The sequence below is a fragment of the Pristimantibacillus sp. PTI5 genome (assembly GCF_048572955.1).
Taxonomy (GTDB): Bacteria; Bacillota; Bacilli; order Paenibacillales; family Paenibacillaceae; genus Pristimantibacillus.
The window spans coordinates 1,299,955-1,323,145 of record NZ_CP183886.1; the positions used below are offsets into that span (position 1 = coordinate 1,299,955).

Here is a 23,191-nt window from a genome sequence, read left to right on the forward strand (position 1 = left end):
TAACGCAATAAAACTATACCGCCGCCGGGTTTATTCATAACAATCACCTTATCGCTGCATATCCATAAAAAAAAGGATGCCCTGGCTGACTAAGCTGCCGCTGGCATCCTTTTTGTTCGTAATCGTCTAATAGCCGATATGGTGACCATTTATTTTGGGAGATTTCATGAAATGAAGCGCGGACTGCCCGGCGTACGTCCAATTCGTTTCGCCCATTTGCGGATGCAACGGGAACAAATCCCCCTGGACCAGCACCAGATCTCCGCCCCAATCGTCCGAATACAAGCCGTCATACTCGACCCATTGCCCCGTCTTAAAACGGCGCTTCGTCTTCTGCTGCCGCTGCTCCTTCATTGCCGACATCCCCTCTCGACTGCTAACTTGGTATATTACATTCCAAGTATAGGCAAAAGGTTACTCCGATATCCGTTCCGCAACGGCAAATGCAGACGCAAGCTTACGCTCATGCGTAATGGTTACATGAATTCGCACGGCCTCCGGCCGAAGCCCCAGACGCTCCCAAGCACCTGCGGATAAATAGCATTCCGGCTTGCCGCAGCTCCCCCGCAAAATTTCGATGTCCGTAAATCCAATCACATTGCCAATGCCGCAGCCAAACGCCTTTACGACTGCTTCTTTTGCCGCAAAACGGCCCGCTGTAAATTGATGGAGCCGCTCTCCCGCATAATGCAAAGCAAGCTCCCGTTCGCCGCCTGAGAGCACGCGCTCTAGAAATCTTTTGCCCGTGCGCCCGTCTAACACTTTCGCTATTCTCGTAATATCCGATAAATCATGTCCGATGCCGATGATCATACTAACACCCGCCTTTTCCCTGAAGGTGAGATTAGCAGAAGGCATCAACGAAGTCAAGAAATGCTTCCTTTTTCCGAGCTCCCCGGTCCAATTATTCCTTGATCGGCTCCCCTGTCAAGCGTTCATAATGGAAGCTGTTGCCCTCTTCATCCAGCACGTCTATCGTTATTAAGCTTGCCTGCTTATCATCGATAAACTCGCCGGATGCCAGGTACGTATATTTTGTAAATCCGGGATACTCGAATAATTCAGCTGCGCGCGGCTGAAACTCAAGCGGGATCGGCACTTCTTCCCCGTTTTTATTATCCTTAGGAGCTACAACAGCCATCACCGAAGCTGCCGCTCCTTGCCCTTCAGGCAGCCAGACATCGAGTCTCGCGGTTTGCACCTTCGACTGCTCATCCTCTGAGATGCGCATGCTCATATGCGCTTTGTCGCCCATGACATGCCAATATATCGGTTCCGAAAGCTTCTGCGCCGCATCAGCCGGAGGAGAGGTGGAGGATAACCAGCCGGCCAGCACAAACAAGGCGACTGCGAGCAGCACCTCGGCTCGAATGCCGAGCAGCAACCCTCTTCCAGAATGGCCCTGCGCGATGCGCGGCATAAATACCAGCCTGTGAAAAGCGGCGATGGCGAGCACAAGCAGCATGAATCCGGTTTTGGCGGCAATAAGCCTGCCATAAGGCGTTGTCAGTAGCTGCTCCCATGCCGTCAGCCTCGCTGCTGCCAGCCAGATCCCGCTGATCAAAATCAAGCCCATGCTGGGCAGCGCCCAAATCGCGAAGCGCGCTGCCGATTGATTTAAGCGATCGGCAGCATCCCTCTCCAAGGTTAGAGACAGCAGGCCCGCAAGGCCGCCGAACCAAATGGCCGCCGCCCCCATATGAACCGTGTGGGCGATGATGGCCGCCGCTGCGCCCTCTAATGCCGCGTAGGCATGGCCCGTCAGCGGGAAAGTCACGATGATAGCCGACGCAGCAGCGAATTTAAGAGGATTTGCCCATAAGCGCTCCCTGCTTGGCGCGAATGCGAGCAAAAGCGCGAGTATGGCGAGCGCCGTTCTAAGCACTGCCATCCTGCCGATCATCGTACCGGAAGCCAGATCATATAAGGCTGCGCCGCCAAATTGCTCGGACAGCATAGTTAATCGCGATAGTCCGGAAATTAACCACACGAATGCCGCGGCGCCGATAACAATCCGTTCGGCCCGCAGCGAGAAGCCGATCGGTGCCTTTTTCTCCCCGTCTCTCAAAATAACGTAGCGAAAGAACAAAATGCCCAAAAGCAGCACGCTTATCAGAATATCAAGCACGCGCAGCGCAACCATGCTGCCATGGCCGCCCGTATGCTCATGCTCCCCCTCCTCGGCATGACTGCTTCCGCCGTGGCCGTCGTGATCGCCATGGCCGCTGGCCTGGCTGGTCCCTCCCGCTTCCGTCTGCGGCGAAGCAGCATCCGCGGGCTCGGCGCCGGCAGCTGACGGACTTGCTTCGCCGCCGTTTCCGCTTCCGGAGCTTCCGGCTGCCGCTGTATCCGGCGTTGCAGCCGGCTTATCGCCGCTGTCCGAAGCAGCTGGCGCGCTTGGCGCGCTGCTTGCTTCGCCAGCTGCTGGCGGCGTGACGCTTGCTTCGCCAGCAGCTATCGGCGTGTCGGCGGGCTTTGCCGCAGCTGTCGGCCTCGGCGTACTGCTCGGCTTCTTCGTAGGCGCGGGCTTCGCCGTTGATTCCGGCTTACCCGTCGCTTCCGCACCATTGCCGGATCCGTCTCCAGCGCTTCCGTTCCCGTCTCCGTCCAAGGATACCGTATCATCCGGCTTGGAATGCTCCAGCTTCACGCCGACTGCGAATTGGAAGGAGCCGTCCGTCATATGCGAATCCAGCGAAAGCACCTGCCAGCTGGCCACATAGACGCCATTCTCCAGCTTTGGAATCGTATAAATAAGCGTCTGATCGCCTTCACCGCTTAATGTGCCTGCAATGGCTGTTCCGTCATCGACCCGTTGGAGCGAAATGCTGCTCAGCTTCGTATCGATTTTTTCAGTAAACTTAATTCGTATGGCCGTTGGGGATTCCGTCAGCTCAGCATCCTGATAGGGGGCCGATTGCGCAATATAGGCATGCGCCGAGACGAAGCCCGGCATGCATGCCCACATCATAATAAATAAGGTAAGCCAATTTATTCGCTTCTTCATCATCAAGCCTTACTTCGTATAGACCGCAACCGCTGCTTGATTTCCGCCTACTGCCGGGAAATACTCAACGAATGCGCCTGCCGCTTCTGCCGCGGAACGAAGCGATACAAGGCCAGTTCCTATATACGCTGCATCCACATGCTGTTTTATAAAGGAAACATCCACCTTTGTCGTGCCTTGCGCTATGGTCAGGCTGCTGGCAGCCGCTGCATTTCCGTTTACATAGATAAGAGGTTTAGCCGAGGATGGCGTGCCGGGAAGCTTTACAGATTTATTTTGAACCGTAAACGTTAGGGTCGCTTCGTAATTTGTAGTGCTGTACTCGCCTTCCTTGGCTTCCGCTGTGCCCGGCTTCGCGCGGACCAAATAATAATCGGCTGCGCCTGTTTTAAAGGTAACCACGCCTTTGGCATCCGTCTTCAGCTCGACCGCTTCCGAATTGCTTCGACGGATGATATCCACTGCCGTATCGGCTAGCGGCTTACCCTTTAGGAGAAGCTGAATCGATACCGTCTCGTCCGGTGTAACCGCAGCCGGGTTAAATACGGGGACAAGTTCAGCCCGGTCCGGGCTTACCTGCTTGGAGAAGCCCTTCAGTGCTTTCACCCGCTCAAGAACGGGAATATCGCCAACGGCTACAAATGATTTTGCGCTGCGCAGGGTACGGCTTGCAGTCTCTGCTCCTTTGAACACACTGTCTGCTTCCGTGGAAATGATATACGCTCCGGGTACATTCGATTTAAACGAGGCAACAAAGTAATTATTCAGTGCAGGCGACTCTTCCGTTGCCGGCTCGCCCGTATAGAAACGCGTGCCTGTAATATCCGACTTCGCGCCAGCCGGCGTTGTCACGAATACTTTCGAGCTGCTGCCCCATTGCCCTTCTATGCGATAGCTTTTGTGCTCATTAGAGTGGTTTCCGTACATAAGCTCCACATAAGAGATTTGGTTTTGCGCTACGATCGGAGCGCTTGTCTGCGACCATCCGTCATGCGCGAATACAGGAACCGCCGCTCCAAACGCCAATACTGCCGCCAGGGCAGCGCCTGCGATTTTTTTCTTAAACATCATTCAAAAAACCTCCATCGATTTGGATTAACTGTCCAAATTGTAGCAATGGAGGTCTTTCTGCGCATGACTCGTTAGGGCTATGGAGCTGTGAACGATGTGTGAAGACCGTGCGGCAATGTATTAAAGCGTATATTCCGAAAAATCAACCGCAGATCCGTTTATTCGTTTGTCGCTGATGCCCTGGCTGTCCACCGTAAGCTCCAGCTTCGTCCCATCACAAGTGACATACCGAACGCTTAGATTCCCGCCAGATAACCATGTCGGCGTATTTCTTCTTGCCTCAGCCGCAAAAGCTTCAAAGCTCGGCAGCCCGATCCGTTTTGCATCGCTGCAGCTGATCGCTTCTATAATGACGCCGTTATGCGTCCCCTCGCTGGTCACGACATACCGGTCGGATAAACGTTCAAGCGCACAGGGCTGCATCGCATAAACGGACCAATAGACCTGATTCGTCTGTCCGAGCAGCATTCCAGGCTCCTGCATCCATTCGATATGAGGTAGAATTCCGATTATGCGATTCTCGGTGCCTTCCGGAATAGCGTAGAGCGCAGCAATCGTATTTTTGTAAAATAAAACTTCCGCATTTCCGGTTTGATGTCTCGGGTCCTCATTCCCATTGCGATCAGACGGGTGGAAAAAATAAGCTTGATTCACGCCTTCTTGCCGACCTACCGGCAAAGAAATATCCCAGCGATGCTGCTCGTTATCAAACTCCGCGTACCGCTCCCACATCCCGCCGGCCGCAAACTCCTCCGTAATGTAGGCATAGCTGTGCAGCTTATGCGTCTCCTCGCCCGTTTGCTTCGTAATGACCTTCTTCACCTCGGCCGGCTCGCTGCGGTTGATCGCCCGTTTACGGACCACTTCAGGCGCTTCGTAAAACAAGAAGCCTGCGTACTCTGTCCGAGGCAGCTGCGCAGGCAGCTCGAAATCGCCAAATTGCACATAGTCATGCAAAACGTTGCCATCCAGCGGGATATCATGCTTTTGCGCTCGGCAATGAGCCCCGACAAAAGCCCCTTTCAAATAAAACGCGGCCCGCTCGTCCCATAGAAAGTCCAGCATGCCCGCCAGCTCTTGCTTGATTGCTTGATCCTTGATTAAATGCCATGCGCATGTGAATGCCTGCACCCAATGCCAGAACCAAGGCAGACTGTTGTATTCGGACATGCCCTGCTTTCGGATATGAGCGAGGGTGAGTCCGAGATTGCTGCGTCCGTCTTCCGTTAAAGCGGCATCCTCGTACCGTTCGCCGAAAATCAGCTTAGCAGCCGTATATTTGGCATCGTGATGACCGAATACATTATTTTGACGATAAAATCCGCACCGATAGACATGCTCCAGCGCGGAATCAAATGCCTGTTGCAGCTTAGAGCCAAAATGGGAGCTGTAGCGGCTCGAAAAAAAAGCCATCAAGCTGCCCATCAGCTCCACGGGCAAAACATTCGGCGCGGCTTCCCGCGGTGAAGTGCCTAAGTTAAGCGGCCAATGTCCATAGGTGGCACTGTTTGAATCTTGATCCTGAAGAGCCAATACCTCCAGCAATACGGCTGCGGCCGTTTCCTTGGCGCTCTTCGCATAGAAGGACAGCTGCTCCGGCTGATCAACCGCGGCCGCAAACAGGTAGGACGCATAATAAAAATTATCGCGGATATCGTGATGAAACCATAGCCCGCTGCTTAGGACGGGCTGCTGCTGCGCTGCAGTGGCTATTTTTAGCACAATCTCGTTCTGCCTGGCTGTAAAGCTCATCATACCGGTCTCCTTGAAAGTCTGATTTTTCTTCTAATCATATCTAATTTAAACCGCGTGAGAAACCTCATTATTGTTTTCTATTAAAAATAATGATAGGTTTGAGAGAAATGCTTTCTCTCACCGGAGAAGCTAAATATGCATAGAAGGAGCTGGAAATTTTGCAAACGGGCTTCACCTCACTTACCGCTTTGTCCAGTGCGTCAAATTTTATGTGGAGGCCGGCGAAATCAACAACCATGACCTTCCGCACCTACATTCGGCCGCGGCAATATGGCCAGCTTTCGTTCAAGCTTTGGCACAGCAATACGGTCGATTCGACATGGGCGGACGGCTCGGAATCGAAGGCCAATGATCAAGGCGGACAGTGGCGGATCGAATCCTGCTTCGTGGCTGACGGCGGCTTGCAGCCGGATGGCAGCGTCGCTGAAGACAGCGTGCGCCCTGTCATGTTTGGCGGAGAGGTCTCGCGGAATGTGGAGAAGGGTGAGCAGTTCTGGAGCGACCAGGTATCGGTGCTCATACCCGAGCATCATTTTCTGGCGTTCAGCTGGTCCATTACGGTAGACGGCAATGAGAACGGACTTCCGTTCAATACGGAGACCTTGCTTGCGAGCGCCTATGAGGCGGAGGGAGATTTGGCTGGACAAGCATCAGCAAACCTCTATGCGCCTGCCGGCAATCGTCAGGTCCTTCCTTCACTGCTTGCGTACGAAAAGGCCGTGTCGAAGCAAATCGTGTTTCTCGGGGATTCCATTACGCAGGGCGTACGGACGGAACAGGATGGATACGCCTTCTGGGCTGCAAAAATTGGTGCCGGTTTAGGCGCTGATATCGGGGTATGGAATATTGGCAGCGGCTGGGCCCGCGCTTATGATCTGGTCGACGACAGCCCTTGGCTTAACAAAGCAAAGTTCGGTGACGAGGTGGTGATTTGCCTCGGCGTTAACGATATCGGTACGGCCAACCGCAGCGCCGAGCAATTGAAAGCTGATTTAACGGCAATTATCCAGCAGCTTATCGAGAACAAACCGGGTCTTGCCGTTTGGCTTTGCACGCTGCCTGCTTTCAACTTCGAAGGCGAGCACGAGCTTGTCTGGCGCACCGTTAACGATTGGATCCGTACGGGTTCGGCAGCCGGCGTTGCCGGTGTCTTCGACATGGCCAAGGTGCTTGGGCAAGCGGCTCCGAATGACCAGCTGCTGCAGGCCGCCTACATGAGCCCCCATAACGATCCCCACCCGAACGGCCATGCGGGTACAGCGGTTGCGGAAGCCTTCTTGGACTGGTATACGGAACATACGAAATAGCATTGGCCACTGGCTGCCTGCTCGCGAGCTGGCTTAAAAGCAAGGAGGCTGCCTTGGAAAGCGTTATGCCTTCCGAGACAGCCTCCTATTTGAATTGCCTTCTATTTGGCCTGCACTAGTACAAGCAAGCAATGCGTCTGCTTACGCTTTTGCCTGCGCCAGCTTCACGAGCAGATGGGAGAGCTTATGCTGCTCTTCTTCGTTTCCGACCTTCCACAGCTCCTGCAACAGCTTTTCCTCGCGGTTGCGCGGGTCCTCATTCTTCGCTAAGTATCCTGCTATCTTCTGCGCTACTAGTGCCAGCTGCTCCTCATTTAAACCGATATTCTCGGCCAACTCGATTCGTTTGGCTAGATAGCCTTTGAAATGCTCGAAATTTTGCAAAATATCATCTTTGGTACCCGCGTCCATACGATCCAAGGTTTGATCAATTTTCCCAAGCTCCAGCTCGCCGTCTTTATCCACAACATGTTTAATCTCTGACATATAAATTCCTCCCGGTATGGTAAATTTACTATCGGTCTATTTATACCCCTACATCACGCGAACCAAACATCAGGCTTCAAATCACCGCCACCCGATCGCCGACTGTTTGACCGCCACGCGAAACGGGTAATACAACGTAATCAAACCAAAAAGAGGTGGACAAGCATGAATGAATTTGAGAAGGATGCAGACGGCGTAGACAAAATAGGCAAACGCGATCACCCCGAGCAGTACCCGACGGAGAATGAGAGCTTGTTCGATAAATTCAAGAGCCAGCAAACGGTGGATCCGATTCCCGTTGAAGACCTCAAGCTTCAAGTTGAGGACGAGAAGCACAAGGAAGAGACCAAGCATAAATCATCCAGCGAGAATAAATATAAGTAAACGCAGGAAACAGCAAAGAGGACGCCGAAATCATCCGGCGTCCTCTTTGTCGTTTGATTCAAACCTGCCTACTTTGCCTCAACCGCCTGTTCGCGCGGACGAAAACCGAAGCCAAGCAGCGCAAACACGAGAAATGCGGCACCCATAAACAAAAAGATGCTGTACAAGGACACATAGCGGATGCCGTAGCCTCCGAGAGTTGGCCCCATGATGCTGCCGATGCTGAAATGTATGGAAGCAATGACATTTGCCGCAGGCAAAATGGCACGAGGCAAAATATCCGCCGCATAGGCTAGGCCCAAGGAATAAAACGAACCGACCGCCCCGCCGGCGATAGCGAATAATACAAACAAAAGTACCGTATGGCTCCCTGCAGCCGGTATAGCGAAGAACGCAAGGGAGCCGACTATGCCGCATGTTATCAGAACGGGCTTCCGCCCGATTCGGTCACTCCAAATCCCCAGCGGAAGCTGAAGGATTAGGCTGCCGACGCCGAAGGATAAAAGCAGAAGCGAGATCCAATGCTGGCCCAGCCCGATCCGCAAGCCGTAAAGCGGAAAGCTGCTGTTCATAGATGCTTCCATCAAGCCGTATAGAAAGCCCGGGATGAGCACAAACCAAGCGATACGATAGGTTTTTACGAACCGGTTTCCGGCAGCCGCATCTTTAACAGGCCGTTCTGGCAGCTCATTGCTCATCCGAAGCACCAGCAAAAGCACCATGCTGAAGAAAATACAAGAGACAATAAACGGAACGGCCCTGCCAAGCGGAAGCAAATTAATGCCGAGCGGTCCTAGGCTGAAGCCAAGTCCATACGCCATGCCGTACAACGAAATATATCTGCCTCTGCGCTCCGCGGGACTTGAGCTTACAATCCACAGCTGGGTTGCAAAATGCAGCGAGCTGTCGCCCACGCCTACCAGCAGACGCAAGACGAACCAAACCGCTAATGAATTGGTAAACGGGAAAAGGAGGCTGGCAACCGTAACTAACGCAATGCCTGCTACGATTACTTTCTTGTAACCGAAGCGCAAAACCGGTTTCTCCACGAAAAACATCGTACAGAAAATACCAATATACATAGCAGCCGAGTTAATGCCATTCCTATCGGACGAGACGCCCGCATCCTCCAGCATAATCGACAGCAGCGGCAGCAGCAGCCCTTGGCTCATTCCCGCCACAACGACGACGAGCAGCAAGGTTATTAAACGAAAACGAAAAAAAGAAGGCGAAGCTGAAGCTATTGCACTTGATGACAAACCTGTTGCACCCCTTACGTAAACAATTGAACACATTTTCACATTGTATACGTATAGGCGGAGCCTGACAACCGCCCATTCCTTGGGAGCTGGATCGTGGATCATTAGCTAGCCGATGCGTTTGCGAATAATCCATCTGTCTGCCGCTGCCGCCAGCGCGATTCCCGCTGTATACCTCACTAAATCCACTGTCACAAAACCGCTGCCGAGCACTAATGCCCCCAATAACGTGCTTCGGATGCCATTGATCCATTCCGCTTGGTACAGCTGGCTAAGCTCGATGCCGAAACAAAAGACCATGCCAATCAGCGCCGGCCAAACGATTGCTTTTGCAGGCCAGAGCACACGGATGCCAAAATAAACCATACTCGCCCAAAGCGCGTCGCCAAAATGCACGGCAACGAATGCCGGCAGCGCCTCGGCATAGCTTCTAGAGCCGTAGCCAAGTATCATTGCGATAATCATCGCAGCTAAATATGGAGCCCTTGCTTTCAATCCCTACACATCCTCTTACCCGGATTGCAAAAATAAGCCGATTTTTTCATGTATGGCATCCCAGTCTATACTGGTCTTATCCAGCAAAATCCGATCCACGGGCAGCGTCTCTAAAATCGCCAATTCAGCTGTCTTGCGCTGTTCGAGCACCTCAAGCAGCCCGTCTACTCCGCTTAAGCTATTCGCTTTCCCGTAGCCCTGTTCTGTATAATACCAGGTAATAAAACTTAACCACTCTTCCGGTCGTTCCGCAATAACGCTGGAGAAAGACCGTTTAAAGCGATCATCCTGCAAATAAATCAGCTTTGGGTTCAATGCGTGTATGCGGCCGTACAAGGAATGGATATACGCGGATAATTCCGGCCCTGTCCGGTTATCCCGAACCAGCATGACCGTCATCGGATTTTGCAAAAAACAGCATTCTAAGATGTACACTTCATCCCCGTTGACGGCCCGCTCTGCAAATGCGCTCCACCTTTGCAGGATTAACAGCTGATGCTGCGCGAGAGGCAGATTGTATACGTCGTGAGTGCCGAAGTCTTCTCCTTCGAAAGCATCCGTTACCTTCGCCAGCTTGCCGTAATACAGCATAATTCCGCCTGCTCCCGCTTCGGAATACCGCCTTAGCAGAGACTCCTGATCCTTGTATCGTTGCAGAAGGTCTTCGAACTGCGCTTCCGTTAAATAAGCAGCAGCCTCGTAATCGGCGGGATGCTCCAAATCTCCTTCCAAAAACAATTGATTCGGTATATGCCGTTCATCCAATAGCTTCTTTACGTAACGCGCGGTGCTTGTTTTTCCTGAGCCGGGCAGGCCTTCCACTAAAATCAGCTTCGTATTTTTCATAGGCATGGCTCCTTTCATTGTTTAGGTAATTCTCTATGCTGCCATGCACTCCTTCCTTTGCCGCGAATACCGCAAGAAAAAAAGACTGCCCTGCTCCGATTGCTCGGACTCAGGACAGTCTTCTTAGCGTACGCTAAACCTAGCAGCCGTTAAATGCCCGGTATCGGGGAACGCTTATGCTCGGTTTTCAAATATTGTTTTTCAAGCTTTTCACGCGCTTCCGCAGGGACTTCTTTGCCCTCGAGATAATCGCTGTTGTCGCCATAGGTGATGCCCAGCTCTGCCTCGTCGGTTTGTCCGTCCCACAGGCCTGCGGTAGGCGCCTTATCGAGCACGCTTTGCGGCACGCCGATATGCGAAGCTAACTGGCGGACCTGACGCTTGTTAAGCGAGCTAAGCGGAGTAATATCCACTGCGCCGTCGCCCCATTTGGTATAAAAGCCCGTAATCGCTTCAGACGCGTGGTCTGTCCCGACAACCAACAGGTTTAAATCAAACGCAAGCGCGTACTGCATAACCATGCGCGTTCTTGCCTTCACGTTTCCTTTGCCGCCACGGCTCAAATGACGCGGAATGCCCAATGATTTGAAGCTATGCTCCACCTCAATCGAAATCTCGTCCACGGCTTCCCCAATGTTCGTCTCCGCGCGATGCTTCAGTTGGAAAGCTTCGGCTACCGCGTAGCTGTCAGCAATGTCGGATTGCGTGCCGTAAGGCTGGAACACGCCAAGCGTCATATACTCCCGGCCCGTCTCCGCGCTAAGCTCATCCGTTGCTTTTTTGCAAAGCCCGGCTGCTACGGCGCTGTCGATTCCGCCGCTGATCGCAATCAGCAATCCCGCCGTGCCCGATTGCTTTACGTATTGCTTCAGAAAATCTACCCGATTACGAATCTCAACCTCGGGATCGATTTCCGGCTTAACGCCGAGTCTTTCAATAATTTCTTGTTGTAAGCTCATAGCCACCGTCCCGATTAACGGCAGAACCGATCGAAAGCGTCCGACAGATCGGCAGCAATGTCCGCTGCGGAACGATTTTCGATCTGGTGCCGCTCGATAAAGTGAACTAGCTCTCCGTCCTTCATCAAAGCGATCGAAGGAGAGGATGGCGGGTATGGAGCAAAATATTCGCGGGCTTTCGCTGTCGCTTCTTTATCTTGTCCCGCAAATACGGTATACAAATGGTCTGGCGTGATATCATGCTGCAGCGCTTCTGCTACACCGGGGCGGCATTGGCCTGCCGCGCATCCGCAAACCGAGTTCACGACAATAAGCGCCGTGCCTTTTGCGTTCGGCAATTTTTCTTCTACTTCTTCAGGCGTGCGAAGCTCCTGAATTCCAATGCGGGTAAGATCGTCCCGCATAGGCTGTACCATATCTAACATGTATCGCTCGAATGACATCGACATCGAAACACACTCCTTTAATTACTTTATTTTAGCTACTATTATACCGCCCGTAGTCAAAATAAAGCAACCGGAGCGCGTTCACTCCGGTTGTTCTTTTTCATCTGAAATTGGAGAATTCTCCGTCAAGTCCAGCCCATAGGAGGCATTTTTATCGGGATGCGTAAAAATACCTCCTTGCGGCGGCAGTCCCTTCTCGAAAATATCCCGGTTCTCTGCCGTCTGAAAGCCGATATCTTTATAGGGATGAACCCATTCATCGCCTGCCATGACGGCCGGATCCGTATCCACGCTCCACTGCGACAACGGCGAGTCAGCGGACTCATATTGATGGTCGCCAATGACGATGCCGTACTGGTTTACAAACGGATCACGGCTTCCGCGCCCTTCGCGGAACTGCGGTAAAAATTCAATTTCATAAGGATCCAGCTCCGGATCGTCGACATGCTGCTTTGCCTCATGCTTATGATCAGTCACAAGATCACCTCCGCCCTAAACGGATGGACGGTTAGGTCCATCCAGCTTTTTGTCAAAGCCGGCGGATTCCGGCGGTTTGCTGTTATTTGCTGCGTTTTTGGATGCCTGCTGAGCTTGCTCACCCGAACGGCTTTTTTCTTCATTATTCTGTGTCAACCCTAACGCCTCCTCCCATAATAAAATCTAACCGGTTGTGCAGGTTAGCTTCCAAAGGTAGTATGCGCAGCTAGAGCCTTCCTTATAAATCCTGAGAAAGACGGACCATATCAACGACCTGGATCCCGTTCTCATAAATCGCTTCCGAATAATGCCTGATGAAAAAGTCCCGGTCAATGCCTGTCATGCGAAAGCCGCATTTTTGATATAAGGCAAGCTGACTTATACCCGAATTCCCCGTTCCGATTTCAATTGTCTTATAGCCAAGCTGCTTCGCAATCTTTATCGCATGAAGCACCATTTGTTTTCCAAATCCTTGTCCTTGGCGAATCTCATCTACGGCCACATTCACGATCTCCACAGTCTCCGGTCTTGTTGGCAGCAGGACATATTCTGCTATGATTTCGTTATCCATAGTACCTACCCAACATTCCCCGCGCTTCAAATATTCCTCTACCAGCAAAGCCGAAGGATCCGCTGACAGCAGCAGCTCCATTGGAGGCTTTTCGTTTGCGAGCAGCTTTCGTATTTCCACAGTCCTCTCCCCTTCATTCTTTCATTTTTTCGATTAACGCCCTAGCTTCCGTCGATTGCAAAAAAACCGTAAATGAACAAAGGTTCATTTACAGTTCACATTCCGTGCAATTATGTCTTTAGCATGCGCAGGCCTCCTGCAGAAAGAACGTAACGATAAAAGCCGTCCCCTCTCCCTCTCGCGACTCGACGTCTATTCGTCCATTATGCCTCTCCGCAATGCTTAAGCATAAAGGAAGCCCAAGCCCGGTGCCCTGTGTCTTCGTCGAGAAAAACGGCTCGAACAAATGCTTCATCTGCTCCAGCGGTATGCCCACTCCTTGGTCCGCTATCCGAAGCTCGACTTTGCTCTCGGTGCAGCGGGTGCTGATATTTAAGGAACCTTTATGGCCCATCGCCTCCATGCCGTTGCGGGCAATATTGAGCAGCAGCTGCTTGATCTCCCTCTCATTCATCATAATCAACGGCAGATGCTCGCAAAGGCTGACGTCAATGGATTGTCCGCGCAGATTCGCATCCGCGTGAAGCAGCGGTACGAGCTCGTTAATGACATCGTGCAAGGAGGACGGCTCCATAATGAGCGCCCTATTTTGGGCAAGCGACAGAAAATCGCTAATAATCATATTGGCCCGGTCAAGCTCCTCGATCACAATCCGGAAGTATTCCGCTTGGTTCTTCGGGCTTCGTTCCTGAATGAGCTGGACAAAGCCTCGAATAACCGCCATCGGGTTACGGATTTCATGCGTGATACTCGCAGCCATCTGCCCCACCAAGCTCAGTCTCTCCATTCGGCCAACCTCGTTTTGAAGATGGCGCAGCTCCGTTATATCCTGCGCAAGAAGCGCTGCTCCGGCATTTTGGTCCTCTTCCGAGGTTCTTAACGATATGGTCGTTAGTAGCAGTACCTTATCGCCATTCACGAACGGAACTAACGAAGACTTCTTGCCGTTTAGCGCTTGATACAGCATTTTTACGCAAGTATCGCTTTGCCCCTGTTGAAACACGAGAGGAAAGGAGATGCCGATCAGCCCTTCTCCACCGTTATAATTCGTATTTAGGTTAAGCACCGTCTTCGCCATACCGTTAAAATGCGTGATATAGCCTTCGTGGTCGATAACGATTACCCCAAATGATGTCTCGTCAATAAATTGCTGCAGCTTCTCCACTTCGTTTCGATAATTTGCCGAAATTCGTTTTAATTCTTCATGGAGGAGCTGCTTCTCCATCACGCTTTCAATCATAAAAATAAACAGCCGAGTCGCCGTTAAGGTTGCGATAGTAGAAATCACTAGTGCCAAAACCATTTCAAGCGTCCATGACTTGCCGCTAAAAGAAATAAAACCCGTTATCGAAATGATGTAATAAAGCATCATCGCAGACATCAGCAGCATGCCCATTCTTTTCTTGCGAAGGGCTGAGGCATTTTGAAAATGCCGTATCGACCATAAAATCACCGTTGAGAAAACAACGATAAACACGATGAAGCTGACCGTTTCCCATACGCTGTCCAGCATTGGAATTCGGAGACCTAAATAAATGGCCGTCAATAAGGCGAATGACGGCAAGCCTCCGTAAAGGGAGCCTATCATATACGGTATCAAACGCAAATCAGCCTCATAGCCAAAAACGCTTGATGCCGTCAGCATGCACAATATCATCGATGTGCCGCAATAAACACCCATGAAGAATGGCATTCCCTTCCAGCCTTGCTCTTTGTTATACCAGAGCTGGAATGCGAAAACGGGCAATAAAGCCACAATGAATTGCAACAGCAAATCCTTTAACAAAACGATCGGTTCCCCCTGCCGCGCTTTGATTACATGCCACATATTTAGTTAAGTTCAAGAAAGAAAGCGTTACTCATTCGTAAGAATCTGTTAGTCCGATTAAAACACATATTACATGTTTTTACAATTGCCCTTCCAGCCAAATGATTAGCTCTTGAATCGTCTTTTCGCCTTCAATATCATTGTGAAGCTCGTGATATCCACCGTCCCAGCGCCTAAAATCGCATTTTCCACCCAGCTTCCCGGCCAGAAGCCGGCTTGCTTCCAGGGAAGTTACGCGGTCGGAGGTTCCATGCATGAGCAGCAGCGGGATTTGTAGGCTATCTGCGTTAGCTAGAGCCCACTCGCCGCCGGCGCTGATTTCCTTAAAGGCTTGGAGCGTTATTTTTGTATGGCACAGCTTATCCTCTGCAAGCGAAGCCGCCGGCACGAAACCGGGCCGGAATAAATCCGCGGGATTTAAGCCTGTCTTCTGCTGCAGCGCCGGCATAATCGCAGCAAGCCTGCGCCCGATCCATTCCACCGCCGGGTTCGGCTTGAAGGCAAGCCGCAGCCAAGGGCTGGTCAGAATCAGTCCTTTTACGTCAGGATGTAGGCGCAGCGCGCAGTTCAACGCGACATTGCCGCCCATGCTGTGGCCGTACAAGAAAATAGGCGCGCCAGGGTGCCGCTCGGCAGCCGCCTCTATCATCAAAGCGGCATCGCTGGCTGCTGCCCCTATTGAATGTAAATGGCCGCGTTTCCCCGATGAGCGGCCGTGTCCGTGCTGGTCGAGCGCAATAACCGCGATCCCAGCCTCCGTGAAGCGTGCCGCGACATGCGCGTACCGGTCGCCATGCTCTCCCATGCCGTGAACGAGACCAACGACCGCCTTGGCCGCCCCGGTCTCCGGTTTCCACTCCCTAAGAAACAATACGGTTCCTTTTGCACCTGTTATCTGCCATTCCTCACGCAGCATCAGAACGCCGCCTTTCTTTTGTGGTATTATAGATCTACTAATAAATATAGCAGGTGGAACGCGATGCAGTATGATGCAATTGTTATTGGCGGCGGCTCAGCCGGATTAATGGCCAGCATAGCCGCAAGCAAAGACGGCGCTAAGGTGCTTCTTCTCGATAAAGGAGAAAAATTAGGCCGCAAGCTTGGCATCTCGGGCGGCGGAAGATGTAATGTAACGAACAATAAAGATTTGGACGAGCTTATCAAGCATATCCCGGGAAACGGGCGTTTTCTCCACAGCGCCTTTTCTAATTTCAACAACAAGGATATCATTGCCTTTTTTGAAGACCTTGGCATTGCGCTCAAGGAAGAAGATAACGGGAGAATGTTTCCCGTATCGGACAAAGCCAAGACGGTCGTGGATACGCTTGTTAACCAAGTTCGAAAGCAAGGCGTCAAAATAATAGTAAACGCTCCTGTCGATCATATCATGTTCGGAGACGGAAGAGTCACGGGCGTACGTATCAAATCAGGCGAAATCTTCAAGGGCAGGAGCGTCATCGTTGCCTCAGGCGGAAAATCGGTGCCTCAGACCGGTTCAACCGGCGATGGCTACGCATGGGCAGAGAAGGCCGGGCACTCCATAACGGAGCTCTTTCCAACCGAGGTTCCGCTCACCTCAAATGAACCCTTTATCGTGAGCAAAGAGCTTCAAGGCCTTTCGCTCAGGGATGTCGGATTATCCGTATGGAATCCGAAAGGGAAACAAATTATCGAGCATCATGGCGATATGCTGTTTACCCATTTCGGCATTTCAGGACCCATCGTGCTGCGCTGCAGCCAATTTGTCGTAAAAGCGTTGAAGCAATATAATGCCGGGAATATCGTTGTAGCGATCGATCTCGTACCGGATAAAAGCAAGGATGAGGTTTACCGAGAGACGCTGAGGCTCGCCGAGCAGGAATCCAAGAAAACGATCAAAAACGTGTTAAAAAACTATCTGCCGGAAAAAATGATTCCCCTTTTGCTTCAGAAAGCCGGCTTGCCTGAGGGGCTTACTTACGACAACATTCCAAAGCAGGACTGGATTACCTTATCGCAGCTCATTAAGCATTTCCCGATTAGAGTATACGGCTCGCTTTCAATAGAAGACGCCTTCGTTACAGGCGGGGGGATTAACTTGAAGGAAGTCGATCCAAAAACAATGCAGTCTAAGCTCATGGAAGGGCTGTATTTTTGCGGAGAAATTCTAGATATTCACGGGTACACCGGAGGCTATAACATTACCGCCGCTTTTTCCACGGGCTATACGGCAGGGTTGAACGCGGTACTCCAATAATCGATACGCCAAAAAGGCTGTCCGCATATGTCATTAGACATTGGACAGCCTTTTTGGCGTTTCCGGCAAGCATCGATCGTCGTTTTAAATACGGACATCCCCCGAAAAATGGTCATACGTGCCGGGATCCGGTAAAAATTCTTCATTGAAATCCGCATCTTCGTCGCGGTTGCTCAGCCCGTCCGGGTAGGCCGCTTCATCGGACATAATCCAATCCTCATTCACGAGATGCGCAGGTATCGCGATAGCGTCAAGCGAATAGGCGCTGTCCGTCATTGCGTCCGCATCGATTTGGGCTTGCTGTGCGAGCTGGCCCCCATGCGCTTGCGCGATTTCAAGCGCGGACGTCAAATCGCTTCCTTCAATATGGACATGCATGCGGCTGCCGTCATGCAGAACCGTCTCATAACCGAGCTCCCGCAGCGTCTCGCATGCGAGCGCTGCGCTCTGTGCGTCGTTAAAATCAAATAATAGGGCAGAGTTCGCAGACATTTACGATCATCCTTTCTCATGTTTGGTTTAGCATGTCCAATTCATGAGAATACATGTAAAACGGGATAAAAAATAACATGACATGATTTTTTCACAAATAACTATGTCATTGTGTTAGGTTTTGTGACATAATCATTACATACATATCGTCTTTGCGCTAACAGATTGGAGGGTGTCATCGATGAATCATTTATTTTATTTGCTTTCTGAACCTATGCTTATCGTTGAATCCGACGAATCCCGTTGGTCTATTCGCGATGTCAATCAAGCCTTTGCCGTCTTTTCCGGCTTTAAGAAATCAGATCTTATGCTTCTTGATCCGTCCACAATCATTTCCGTGCACGATTCGGGCCTGTCCTTCGACGAAGCCATCCATCAGCTTGCGGATGAATTTTCCGTTTCGCCCTTGCTCGAATGCAAGCTGGTGACCAAAGCTTCCACTCCGGCGGACGTACGCATGACCTGCCGCAAGCTTCAGCATGGCGAGCGAACCGCATACGTTCTTATTTGCAAGGATTTGCGCGAGGCAAAATGGATTGATGAATATATTTTACATAATAAAATCATGGTCTCTTCCATCGTCAATGAGCGTTACGGCATCATGAGCTTAAAGCATTATTACGCCCCTGTGCAGCAGCCCTCTTCCTCTTATGTAAACAAATCGATATTCGATCTCGTCGCGGAGCATGAGCGGAATAAGATCAAGCGGGTGTTCGATTTTGCCAAAAACAACCGAACGGCCGAAGCCGTTGATTTTCAGCTCAAGCTCGGGGACCGAAATTATGGCACCGAAGCCATTATACAGCCTTTTTACAACGGCAACCGAAGCTTTAAAAACTTTGTCGTCATCCTGACAAGCCTATATGCCAACAACAAGGAGGAAGACCCCTCCTATAAGCTCCGAATGCTTATGCTTAGCAAAAATATTTCCGTAACCTCGCTCGCCCAGTCTACGCTTATTTCACTTACAACCATTTCAAAAATTCGCAACGGGAAAATAAAAAAGCCCCAGCGCCTGACGGCTGAATTGATTGCCGGCGAGCTCGGCGTCCGGCCTGAAATGATATGGAGCAGCTTCAAACGATGACCGCGGCAGCTCTATAACCCTAGCAAGCGACAAAAAAGGGACTGATTACCTCATAGGAGGTGTTCAGTCCCTTCTCAATTTAGCCGCGGTATGGCGCGAGCGCCTCATTCAGGGCTTTTGTTTGTTCATATACCTGCTGGTAAACCTTAAAGATTCCGGCATAAGCAGCCACAGCGTCAGGCTGCGGCGAATACGAATCCGCATGTTTCACGAATTTGTCTGCGCAGGACTCCAGGCTGTCGAACCAACCGGAGCCGTATGCGGCAAGCATTGCGGCACCCAGCCCAGGTCCTTGTTCGTTTTCAAGCGCAACGACCTTCGCATCAAAGATATCGGCTTGCATTTGCAGCCAAACCGGATTTTGAGCGCCGCCGCCGATGGAAATAATCGTATCAACCGTTTTACCCGCACGTCTGAACATGTCCACGGACTCATTCAGCGAGAAAGTAATACCTTCCATCACCGCACGGGCAAAGTGAATCCGTTCATGCGAGCCGTCTACGCCGATAAAGCTTGCGCGAATGACGGAATCCGCATGCGGCGTACGTTCGCCGACGAGGTACGGGGTAAACAGCAGCCCGCCCGCTCCCGGCTTCACGTCGCCCACGCCTTCAAGCAATTGGTCAAAGCTCTCGTTCGGAGCAAATGTTTTCTTGAACCAGCTGAGGCTGTAGCCAGCCGCAAGCGTAACGCCCATGACATAGAAGGAATCCTCTTTGCCGTGGTTAAAGAAATGTACCTTGCCCGCAAAATCCTTCGTCTTGTCATTCTCATAGGAGAGAATAACGCCGGACGTGCCAATGCTGCAAAGCGTCAATCCTTCGGATAAAATACCCGAGCCGATCGCGCCGCACGCATTGTCTGCCCCGCCCGCGAATACTTTGGTTTCTGCCGGAAGGCCCGTGCTCTCCGCAAACTGCGGCAGCAGGTTTCCGACAAGGCCATGCGATTCGACAAGCGGCGGACAGAAGCTTGCCGGAAGCTCAAATGCATCCAGCACTTCGCTGCTCCACGCCTTGCCAGCCACGTCAAGAAGAAGCGTGCCTGCTGCATCGGAATAATCCATGTGCAGCTCGCCGGTTAGGCGGTAGCGCAGATAATCCTTCGGCAGAAGGAACTGCTTCGCCTTGGCGAAGGCTTCCGGCTCATTCTCGCGAACCCATAGGATCTTAGGAAGCGTGAAGCCTTCCAAAGCCGGATTGCGCGTAACGCTGAGCAGCTTGTCGCCAAGCTTGCGTTCAATTTCCCGGCACTGCTCCGTCGTGCGGGTATCATTCCATAGGATCGCATTGCGGATAGGGTTTCCTTCGCCGTCCAGCAGCACAAGGCCGTGCATTTGGCCGGAGAAGCTAATGCCTTCGATCGTGCCGGCATCGATACCGTTAGCGGAAGTGAGCTCGCGCAATGCTTCTACGGTCCCGTCTACCCAATCATCCGCCCGCTGCTCGCTCCATCCGGAATGCTCGTGGAACAACGGATAGCTGCGGGATGCTTCCCCGGCTACCGTGCCGTTGCGATCGACGAGCAGCACTTTAACGGCGCTCGTCCCTAAATCTATACCGATTACATAGCTCATTTGCCCCTGATCCTCCCGACTTAAACGCTGAAAATAACTTCGCTCAGTACAAGGCGGATACGCTCTTGACGGCCGGACTCGTTCTTGATCGGATTGTTTTGCAATGCATATTGCTCAAGCGATGCAAGCGTCGCTTTGCCGGACACGATTTCCGCGCCGATGCCTTCTTTGAAGCTGCGGTAACGGTTGTCTACGATATTGTCGAGAATTTTCTCTTCCGTCAATTTCGCAGCCGCCTTAAGACCCCAAGCGAAGCTGTCCATACCAGCGATATGCGCCAAGAACAGATCTTCCGCTTCGAACGAACCGCGGCGAACTTTCGCATCGAAGTTTACGCCGCCGCGGCCGATGCCGCCAGCTTTCAATACTTCGAACATCGTTAGCGTCGTAGAGTAAAGGTCAGTCGGGAACTCATCCGTATCCCAGCCAAGCAGCAAGTCGCCTTGGTTCGCGTCAAGCGATCCAAGCATGCCGTTGATTGCAGCCGTACGGATTTCGTGCTCGAACGTGTGGCCTGCAAGCGTTGCATGGTTAGCTTCAAGGTTAAGCTTGAAGTGATCTTTCAAGCCGTATTTTTGCAAGAAGGAGATCGTTGTTGCCGCATCGTAGTCATATTGGTGTTTCGTTGGCTCTTTCGGTTTCGGCTCGATCAAGAATTGCGCATCGAAACCAATTTCGTTAGCATATGCGATTGCCATATGGTACAAGCGGGCAAGGTTATCAAGCTCAAAGCCCATGTCTGTATTAAGAAGCGTTTCGTAGCCTTCGCGGCCGCCCCAGAATACGTAGTTTTCAGCGCCAAGCTCTTTACCGACTTCAAGGCCTTTTTTCAGCTGCGCGCCGGCATAGGCATAAACGTCAGCGTTGCAAGTCGTGCCTGCGCCGTGTACGAAACGCGGGTTGGAGAACATGTTAACCGTGTTCCAAAGCAGCTTTTTGCCGGAGGATTTCATGTTGTCCTTCAATAGAGCAACGATTACATCCAGGTTTTTGTTCGTTTCTTGCAAAGTTTCGCCTTCCGGCGCAATGTCCACATCGTGGAATGCGTAGAAAGGAATGTTCAATTTATTCATGAATTCGAAGTTAGCTTCAACGCGCGCTTTTGCACGGTCAAGGCCGTTATATTGATCCCAGCCGCGAACCATAGTAGCTGAGCCGAAAGGATCTGTACCGTTAGCGTTAAATGTATGCCAGTAAGCAACCGCGAAGCGAAGATGCTCTTCCATTGTTTTGCCCATGATAACTTGGTTAGGATCATAATGTTTGAATGCCAGCGGATTATCGGAACCCTTACCTTCAAACTGGATTGTATTAATGTTTTTGAAATAGCTCATAGAAAACTAAATCCTCCTTCACGGAATTCGATATTTTTGTTAGTGCTTACATTTAGAATAACATGCCTTAACTTAGTTTGTCTATTAAACAAACTAAGTTTTTGTGTTAAACTAGGTTTAATCTCATTTTTGCTTCCATCGCTGTATTCGGTATGCGAAGCGGATAGGCTGTATATTCAATTTTTCGTGATACAATGATAGATATCGTGACTTGGACGGAGGCTTTCTTTTTGAAAATCAAACCAACAGGAGACTTAGCGCTCATCAAAAAAATAAATACGGCCATCGTACTCGAAGCCGTGCTTAAGCATGCGCCGCTCTCGCGGGCGCAAATCTCGGAGATAACCGGTCTTAATAAAGCAACCGTATCCAGCCTCGTTCAAGATCTCATCGACAGCCATCTTGTTCTTGAAAACGGGCCTGGGCAATCCAGCGGCGGCCGTAAGCCCGTTATGCTTCTATTTAACGGCACGGCTGGCTATGCAGTCGGAATCGATCTTGGCGTCAATTATATTCGCGGGCTGCTTGTCGATTTGGAAGGCAACGTCATTGCCGAGCATCAGCGCGGCCTCAAGCAGCAGGACGCGGAGCAGGCAATCACGCAGTTAACGGAATGTATCGAACTGCTTATTAATGAAGCGCCGGATTGCCCCTACGGAATTGTAGGGATCGGCGTCGGCGTGCCGGGTATCGTGGACGACAATGGCATCATCCTCTTTGCTCCCAATTTAAAATGGCATCAGGTCGAGCTGCAGCGGCAGCTTGAAGAACGCTTTGGCCTGCCGGTTACCATTGACAACGAAGCGAACGCCGGCGCGCAGGGTGAGCAGAAATACGGAGCCGGCCGCGGGATTCCCAACCAGATTTATGTGAGCGTAGGCATCGGGATCGGCACGGGCATTATATTGAATAAGGAGCTTTACAAAGGGGCATCCGGTTTCTCCGGCGAGCTCGGCCATCTCTCGATCGAGTACGACGGCAAGCCTTGCAGCTGCGGCAATCGAGGCTGCTGGGAGCTGTACGCCTCCGAGAACGCGCTTCTCGAGCTGGCGGCGCTGCTCGGCTTCGAGAACCTGGACGAGCTGCTGCTCGCTGCGGCTGCCGGAGATGAGCGCGTCATCGGGCTTATCCGCTCCATTGGCGATTATTTGGGCGCAGGCATCGCCAACATCGTCAATGTCTTTAACCCAAACGTGGTCATCATCGGCAATCGGATGAGCCGGGCAGCGGAATGGCTCGAGCCTGCCGTTCAGGCAGCCGTCGATCAACGGACGCTTCCTTATCACCGTGAACGCATGCGGATATTATTCGCTGAGCTGCAGGACCAATCCGCTGTTCGCGGAGCCGCTTATTACGCGATTAGCACCTTTTTTGCAAAGATCAAAAGCGGACAATAATCGAAACGGATATCGAAAGCCCCCGACTTGCATTTTCTGAGATGAAAATGATAGCCGG

At 51.6% G+C, this 23,191-nt stretch carries 24 protein-coding genes; 5 read left to right on the forward strand and 19 right to left on the reverse strand.

The annotated features are described in order from the left end of the window. Positions 1-126 precede the first annotated feature (126 nt). The 5 genes from ACN6MW_RS06035 to ACN6MW_RS06055 all read right to left on the reverse strand — a co-directional run bounded on the left by ACN6MW_RS06035 (position 127) and on the right by ACN6MW_RS06055 (position 5,833). A complete protein-coding gene (locus ACN6MW_RS06035; RefSeq protein ID WP_364146358.1) occupies positions 127-354 on the reverse strand; it encodes a hypothetical protein in 228 nt (75 codons plus the stop codon). A gap of 60 nt (positions 355-414) precedes the next feature. After that, positions 415-813 (reverse strand): holo-ACP synthase, encoded by a 399-nt coding sequence (gene acpS / locus ACN6MW_RS06040; RefSeq protein WP_419874645.1) that lies wholly within the window; start codon positions 811-813, stop codon positions 415-417. Positions 814-904: 91 nt separating this feature from the next. Beyond that, on the reverse strand, positions 905-3,010 hold the full coding sequence (locus tag ACN6MW_RS06045) for a CopD family protein (protein ID WP_419874646.1): 2,106 nt from the start codon (positions 3,008-3,010) through the stop codon (positions 905-907). Positions 3,011-3,016: 6 nt separating this feature from the next. Further along, positions 3,017-4,078 (reverse strand): DUF4198 domain-containing protein, encoded by a 1,062-nt coding sequence (locus tag ACN6MW_RS06050; RefSeq protein WP_419874647.1) that lies wholly within the window; start codon positions 4,076-4,078, stop codon positions 3,017-3,019. A gap of 120 nt (positions 4,079-4,198) precedes the next feature. Further along, the gene (locus ACN6MW_RS06055; protein WP_419874648.1) at positions 4,199-5,833 is read right to left on the reverse strand and encodes a hypothetical protein; all 1,635 of its coding nucleotides are present in this window, start codon (positions 5,831-5,833) and stop codon (positions 4,199-4,201) included. A 158-nt stretch (positions 5,834-5,991) separates the two neighbouring features. Here ACN6MW_RS06055 and ACN6MW_RS06060 point away from each other — a divergent pair, with 158 nt between their 5' ends. Continuing rightward, positions 5,992-7,140 carry an SGNH/GDSL hydrolase family protein gene (locus ACN6MW_RS06060; protein WP_419874649.1) on the forward strand — a complete coding sequence of 383 codons (1,149 nt, stop codon included), beginning with the start codon at positions 5,992-5,994 and terminating at the stop codon, positions 7,138-7,140. Positions 7,141-7,281: 141 nt separating this feature from the next. On the opposite strand, the gene ACN6MW_RS06065 is transcribed toward ACN6MW_RS06060, so the two are convergent. Next, the gene (locus ACN6MW_RS06065; RefSeq protein ID WP_419874650.1) at positions 7,282-7,626 is read right to left on the reverse strand and encodes a DUF3243 domain-containing protein; all 345 of its coding nucleotides are present in this window, start codon (positions 7,624-7,626) and stop codon (positions 7,282-7,284) included. Between the two features lie 165 nt (positions 7,627-7,791). Here ACN6MW_RS06065 and ACN6MW_RS06070 point away from each other — a divergent pair, with 165 nt between their 5' ends. Further along, the gene (locus tag ACN6MW_RS06070; RefSeq protein WP_364146346.1) at positions 7,792-8,010 is read left to right on the forward strand and encodes a hypothetical protein; all 219 of its coding nucleotides are present in this window, start codon (positions 7,792-7,794) and stop codon (positions 8,008-8,010) included. A gap of 68 nt (positions 8,011-8,078) precedes the next feature. Here the strand turns inward: ACN6MW_RS06070 and ACN6MW_RS06075 are convergent, their stop codons facing one another. From ACN6MW_RS06075 to ACN6MW_RS06120, 10 genes are all read right to left on the reverse strand, one after another. Beyond that, positions 8,079-9,269 (reverse strand): MFS transporter, encoded by a 1,191-nt coding sequence (locus ACN6MW_RS06075; protein ID WP_419874651.1) that lies wholly within the window; start codon positions 9,267-9,269, stop codon positions 8,079-8,081. Between the two features lie 108 nt (positions 9,270-9,377). Further along, positions 9,378-9,764 (reverse strand): DUF2809 domain-containing protein, encoded by a 387-nt coding sequence (locus ACN6MW_RS06080; protein ID WP_419874652.1) that lies wholly within the window; start codon positions 9,762-9,764, stop codon positions 9,378-9,380. A 15-nt stretch (positions 9,765-9,779) separates the two neighbouring features. Beyond that, positions 9,780-10,610, reverse strand: a complete 831-nt coding sequence (locus tag ACN6MW_RS06085; protein ID WP_419874653.1) for a hypothetical protein — start codon at positions 10,608-10,610, stop codon at positions 9,780-9,782. Between the two features lie 149 nt (positions 10,611-10,759). Further along, complete coding sequence (nadE, locus tag ACN6MW_RS06090) at positions 10,760-11,569, reverse strand: ammonia-dependent NAD(+) synthetase (RefSeq protein ID WP_419874654.1); 810 nt, start codon at positions 11,567-11,569, stop codon at positions 10,760-10,762. 14 nt (positions 11,570-11,583) lie between these two features. Next, entirely contained in the window at positions 11,584-12,018 is a 435-nt protein-coding gene (locus ACN6MW_RS06095; protein WP_364146337.1) for a BrxA/BrxB family bacilliredoxin, read from the reverse strand. A 78-nt stretch (positions 12,019-12,096) separates the two neighbouring features. After that, a complete protein-coding gene (locus ACN6MW_RS06100; protein WP_419874655.1) occupies positions 12,097-12,492 on the reverse strand; it encodes a DUF3905 domain-containing protein in 396 nt (131 codons plus the stop codon). A gap of 15 nt (positions 12,493-12,507) precedes the next feature. Beyond that, positions 12,508-12,648: a hypothetical protein gene (locus ACN6MW_RS06105; protein ID WP_364146335.1), complete on the reverse strand. Its 141-nt coding sequence runs from the start codon at positions 12,646-12,648 to the stop codon at positions 12,508-12,510. 82 nt (positions 12,649-12,730) lie between these two features. Then, positions 12,731-13,183 carry a GNAT family N-acetyltransferase gene (locus ACN6MW_RS06110; RefSeq protein WP_419874656.1) on the reverse strand — a complete coding sequence of 151 codons (453 nt, stop codon included), beginning with the start codon at positions 13,181-13,183 and terminating at the stop codon, positions 12,731-12,733. Positions 13,184-13,301: 118 nt separating this feature from the next. Continuing rightward, the gene (locus ACN6MW_RS06115; RefSeq protein ID WP_419874657.1) at positions 13,302-14,969 is read right to left on the reverse strand and encodes an ATP-binding protein; all 1,668 of its coding nucleotides are present in this window, start codon (positions 14,967-14,969) and stop codon (positions 13,302-13,304) included. A gap of 121 nt (positions 14,970-15,090) precedes the next feature. Further along, on the reverse strand, positions 15,091-15,927 hold the full coding sequence (locus ACN6MW_RS06120; protein WP_419874658.1) for an alpha/beta hydrolase: 837 nt from the start codon (positions 15,925-15,927) through the stop codon (positions 15,091-15,093). 63 nt (positions 15,928-15,990) lie between these two features. Between ACN6MW_RS06120 and ACN6MW_RS06125 the strand changes: the two genes are divergently transcribed. After that, positions 15,991-17,247: an NAD(P)/FAD-dependent oxidoreductase gene (locus tag ACN6MW_RS06125; RefSeq protein WP_419874659.1), complete on the forward strand. Its 1,257-nt coding sequence runs from the start codon at positions 15,991-15,993 to the stop codon at positions 17,245-17,247. Between the two features lie 84 nt (positions 17,248-17,331). On the opposite strand, the gene ACN6MW_RS06130 is transcribed toward ACN6MW_RS06125, so the two are convergent. Next, positions 17,332-17,739 carry a hypothetical protein gene (locus tag ACN6MW_RS06130; protein WP_419874660.1) on the reverse strand — a complete coding sequence of 136 codons (408 nt, stop codon included), beginning with the start codon at positions 17,737-17,739 and terminating at the stop codon, positions 17,332-17,334. Positions 17,740-17,920: 181 nt separating this feature from the next. Between ACN6MW_RS06130 and ACN6MW_RS06135 the strand changes: the two genes are divergently transcribed. Then, on the forward strand, positions 17,921-18,826 hold the full coding sequence (locus ACN6MW_RS06135; protein WP_419874661.1) for a helix-turn-helix domain-containing protein: 906 nt from the start codon (positions 17,921-17,923) through the stop codon (positions 18,824-18,826). Positions 18,827-18,905: 79 nt separating this feature from the next. On the opposite strand, the gene xylB is transcribed toward ACN6MW_RS06135, so the two are convergent. Continuing rightward, positions 18,906-20,402 carry a xylulokinase gene (gene xylB, locus ACN6MW_RS06140; protein ID WP_419874662.1) on the reverse strand — a complete coding sequence of 499 codons (1,497 nt, stop codon included), beginning with the start codon at positions 20,400-20,402 and terminating at the stop codon, positions 18,906-18,908. Between the two features lie 20 nt (positions 20,403-20,422). Then, complete coding sequence (gene xylA / locus ACN6MW_RS06145; RefSeq protein ID WP_364146319.1) at positions 20,423-21,736, reverse strand: xylose isomerase; 1,314 nt, start codon at positions 21,734-21,736, stop codon at positions 20,423-20,425. A gap of 230 nt (positions 21,737-21,966) precedes the next feature. On the opposite strand from xylA, the gene ACN6MW_RS06150 reads away from it, so the two are divergent. Continuing rightward, positions 21,967-23,133 carry an ROK family protein gene (locus tag ACN6MW_RS06150; protein WP_419874663.1) on the forward strand — a complete coding sequence of 389 codons (1,167 nt, stop codon included), beginning with the start codon at positions 21,967-21,969 and terminating at the stop codon, positions 23,131-23,133. The last annotated feature ends 58 nt before the right edge of the window (positions 23,134-23,191 follow it).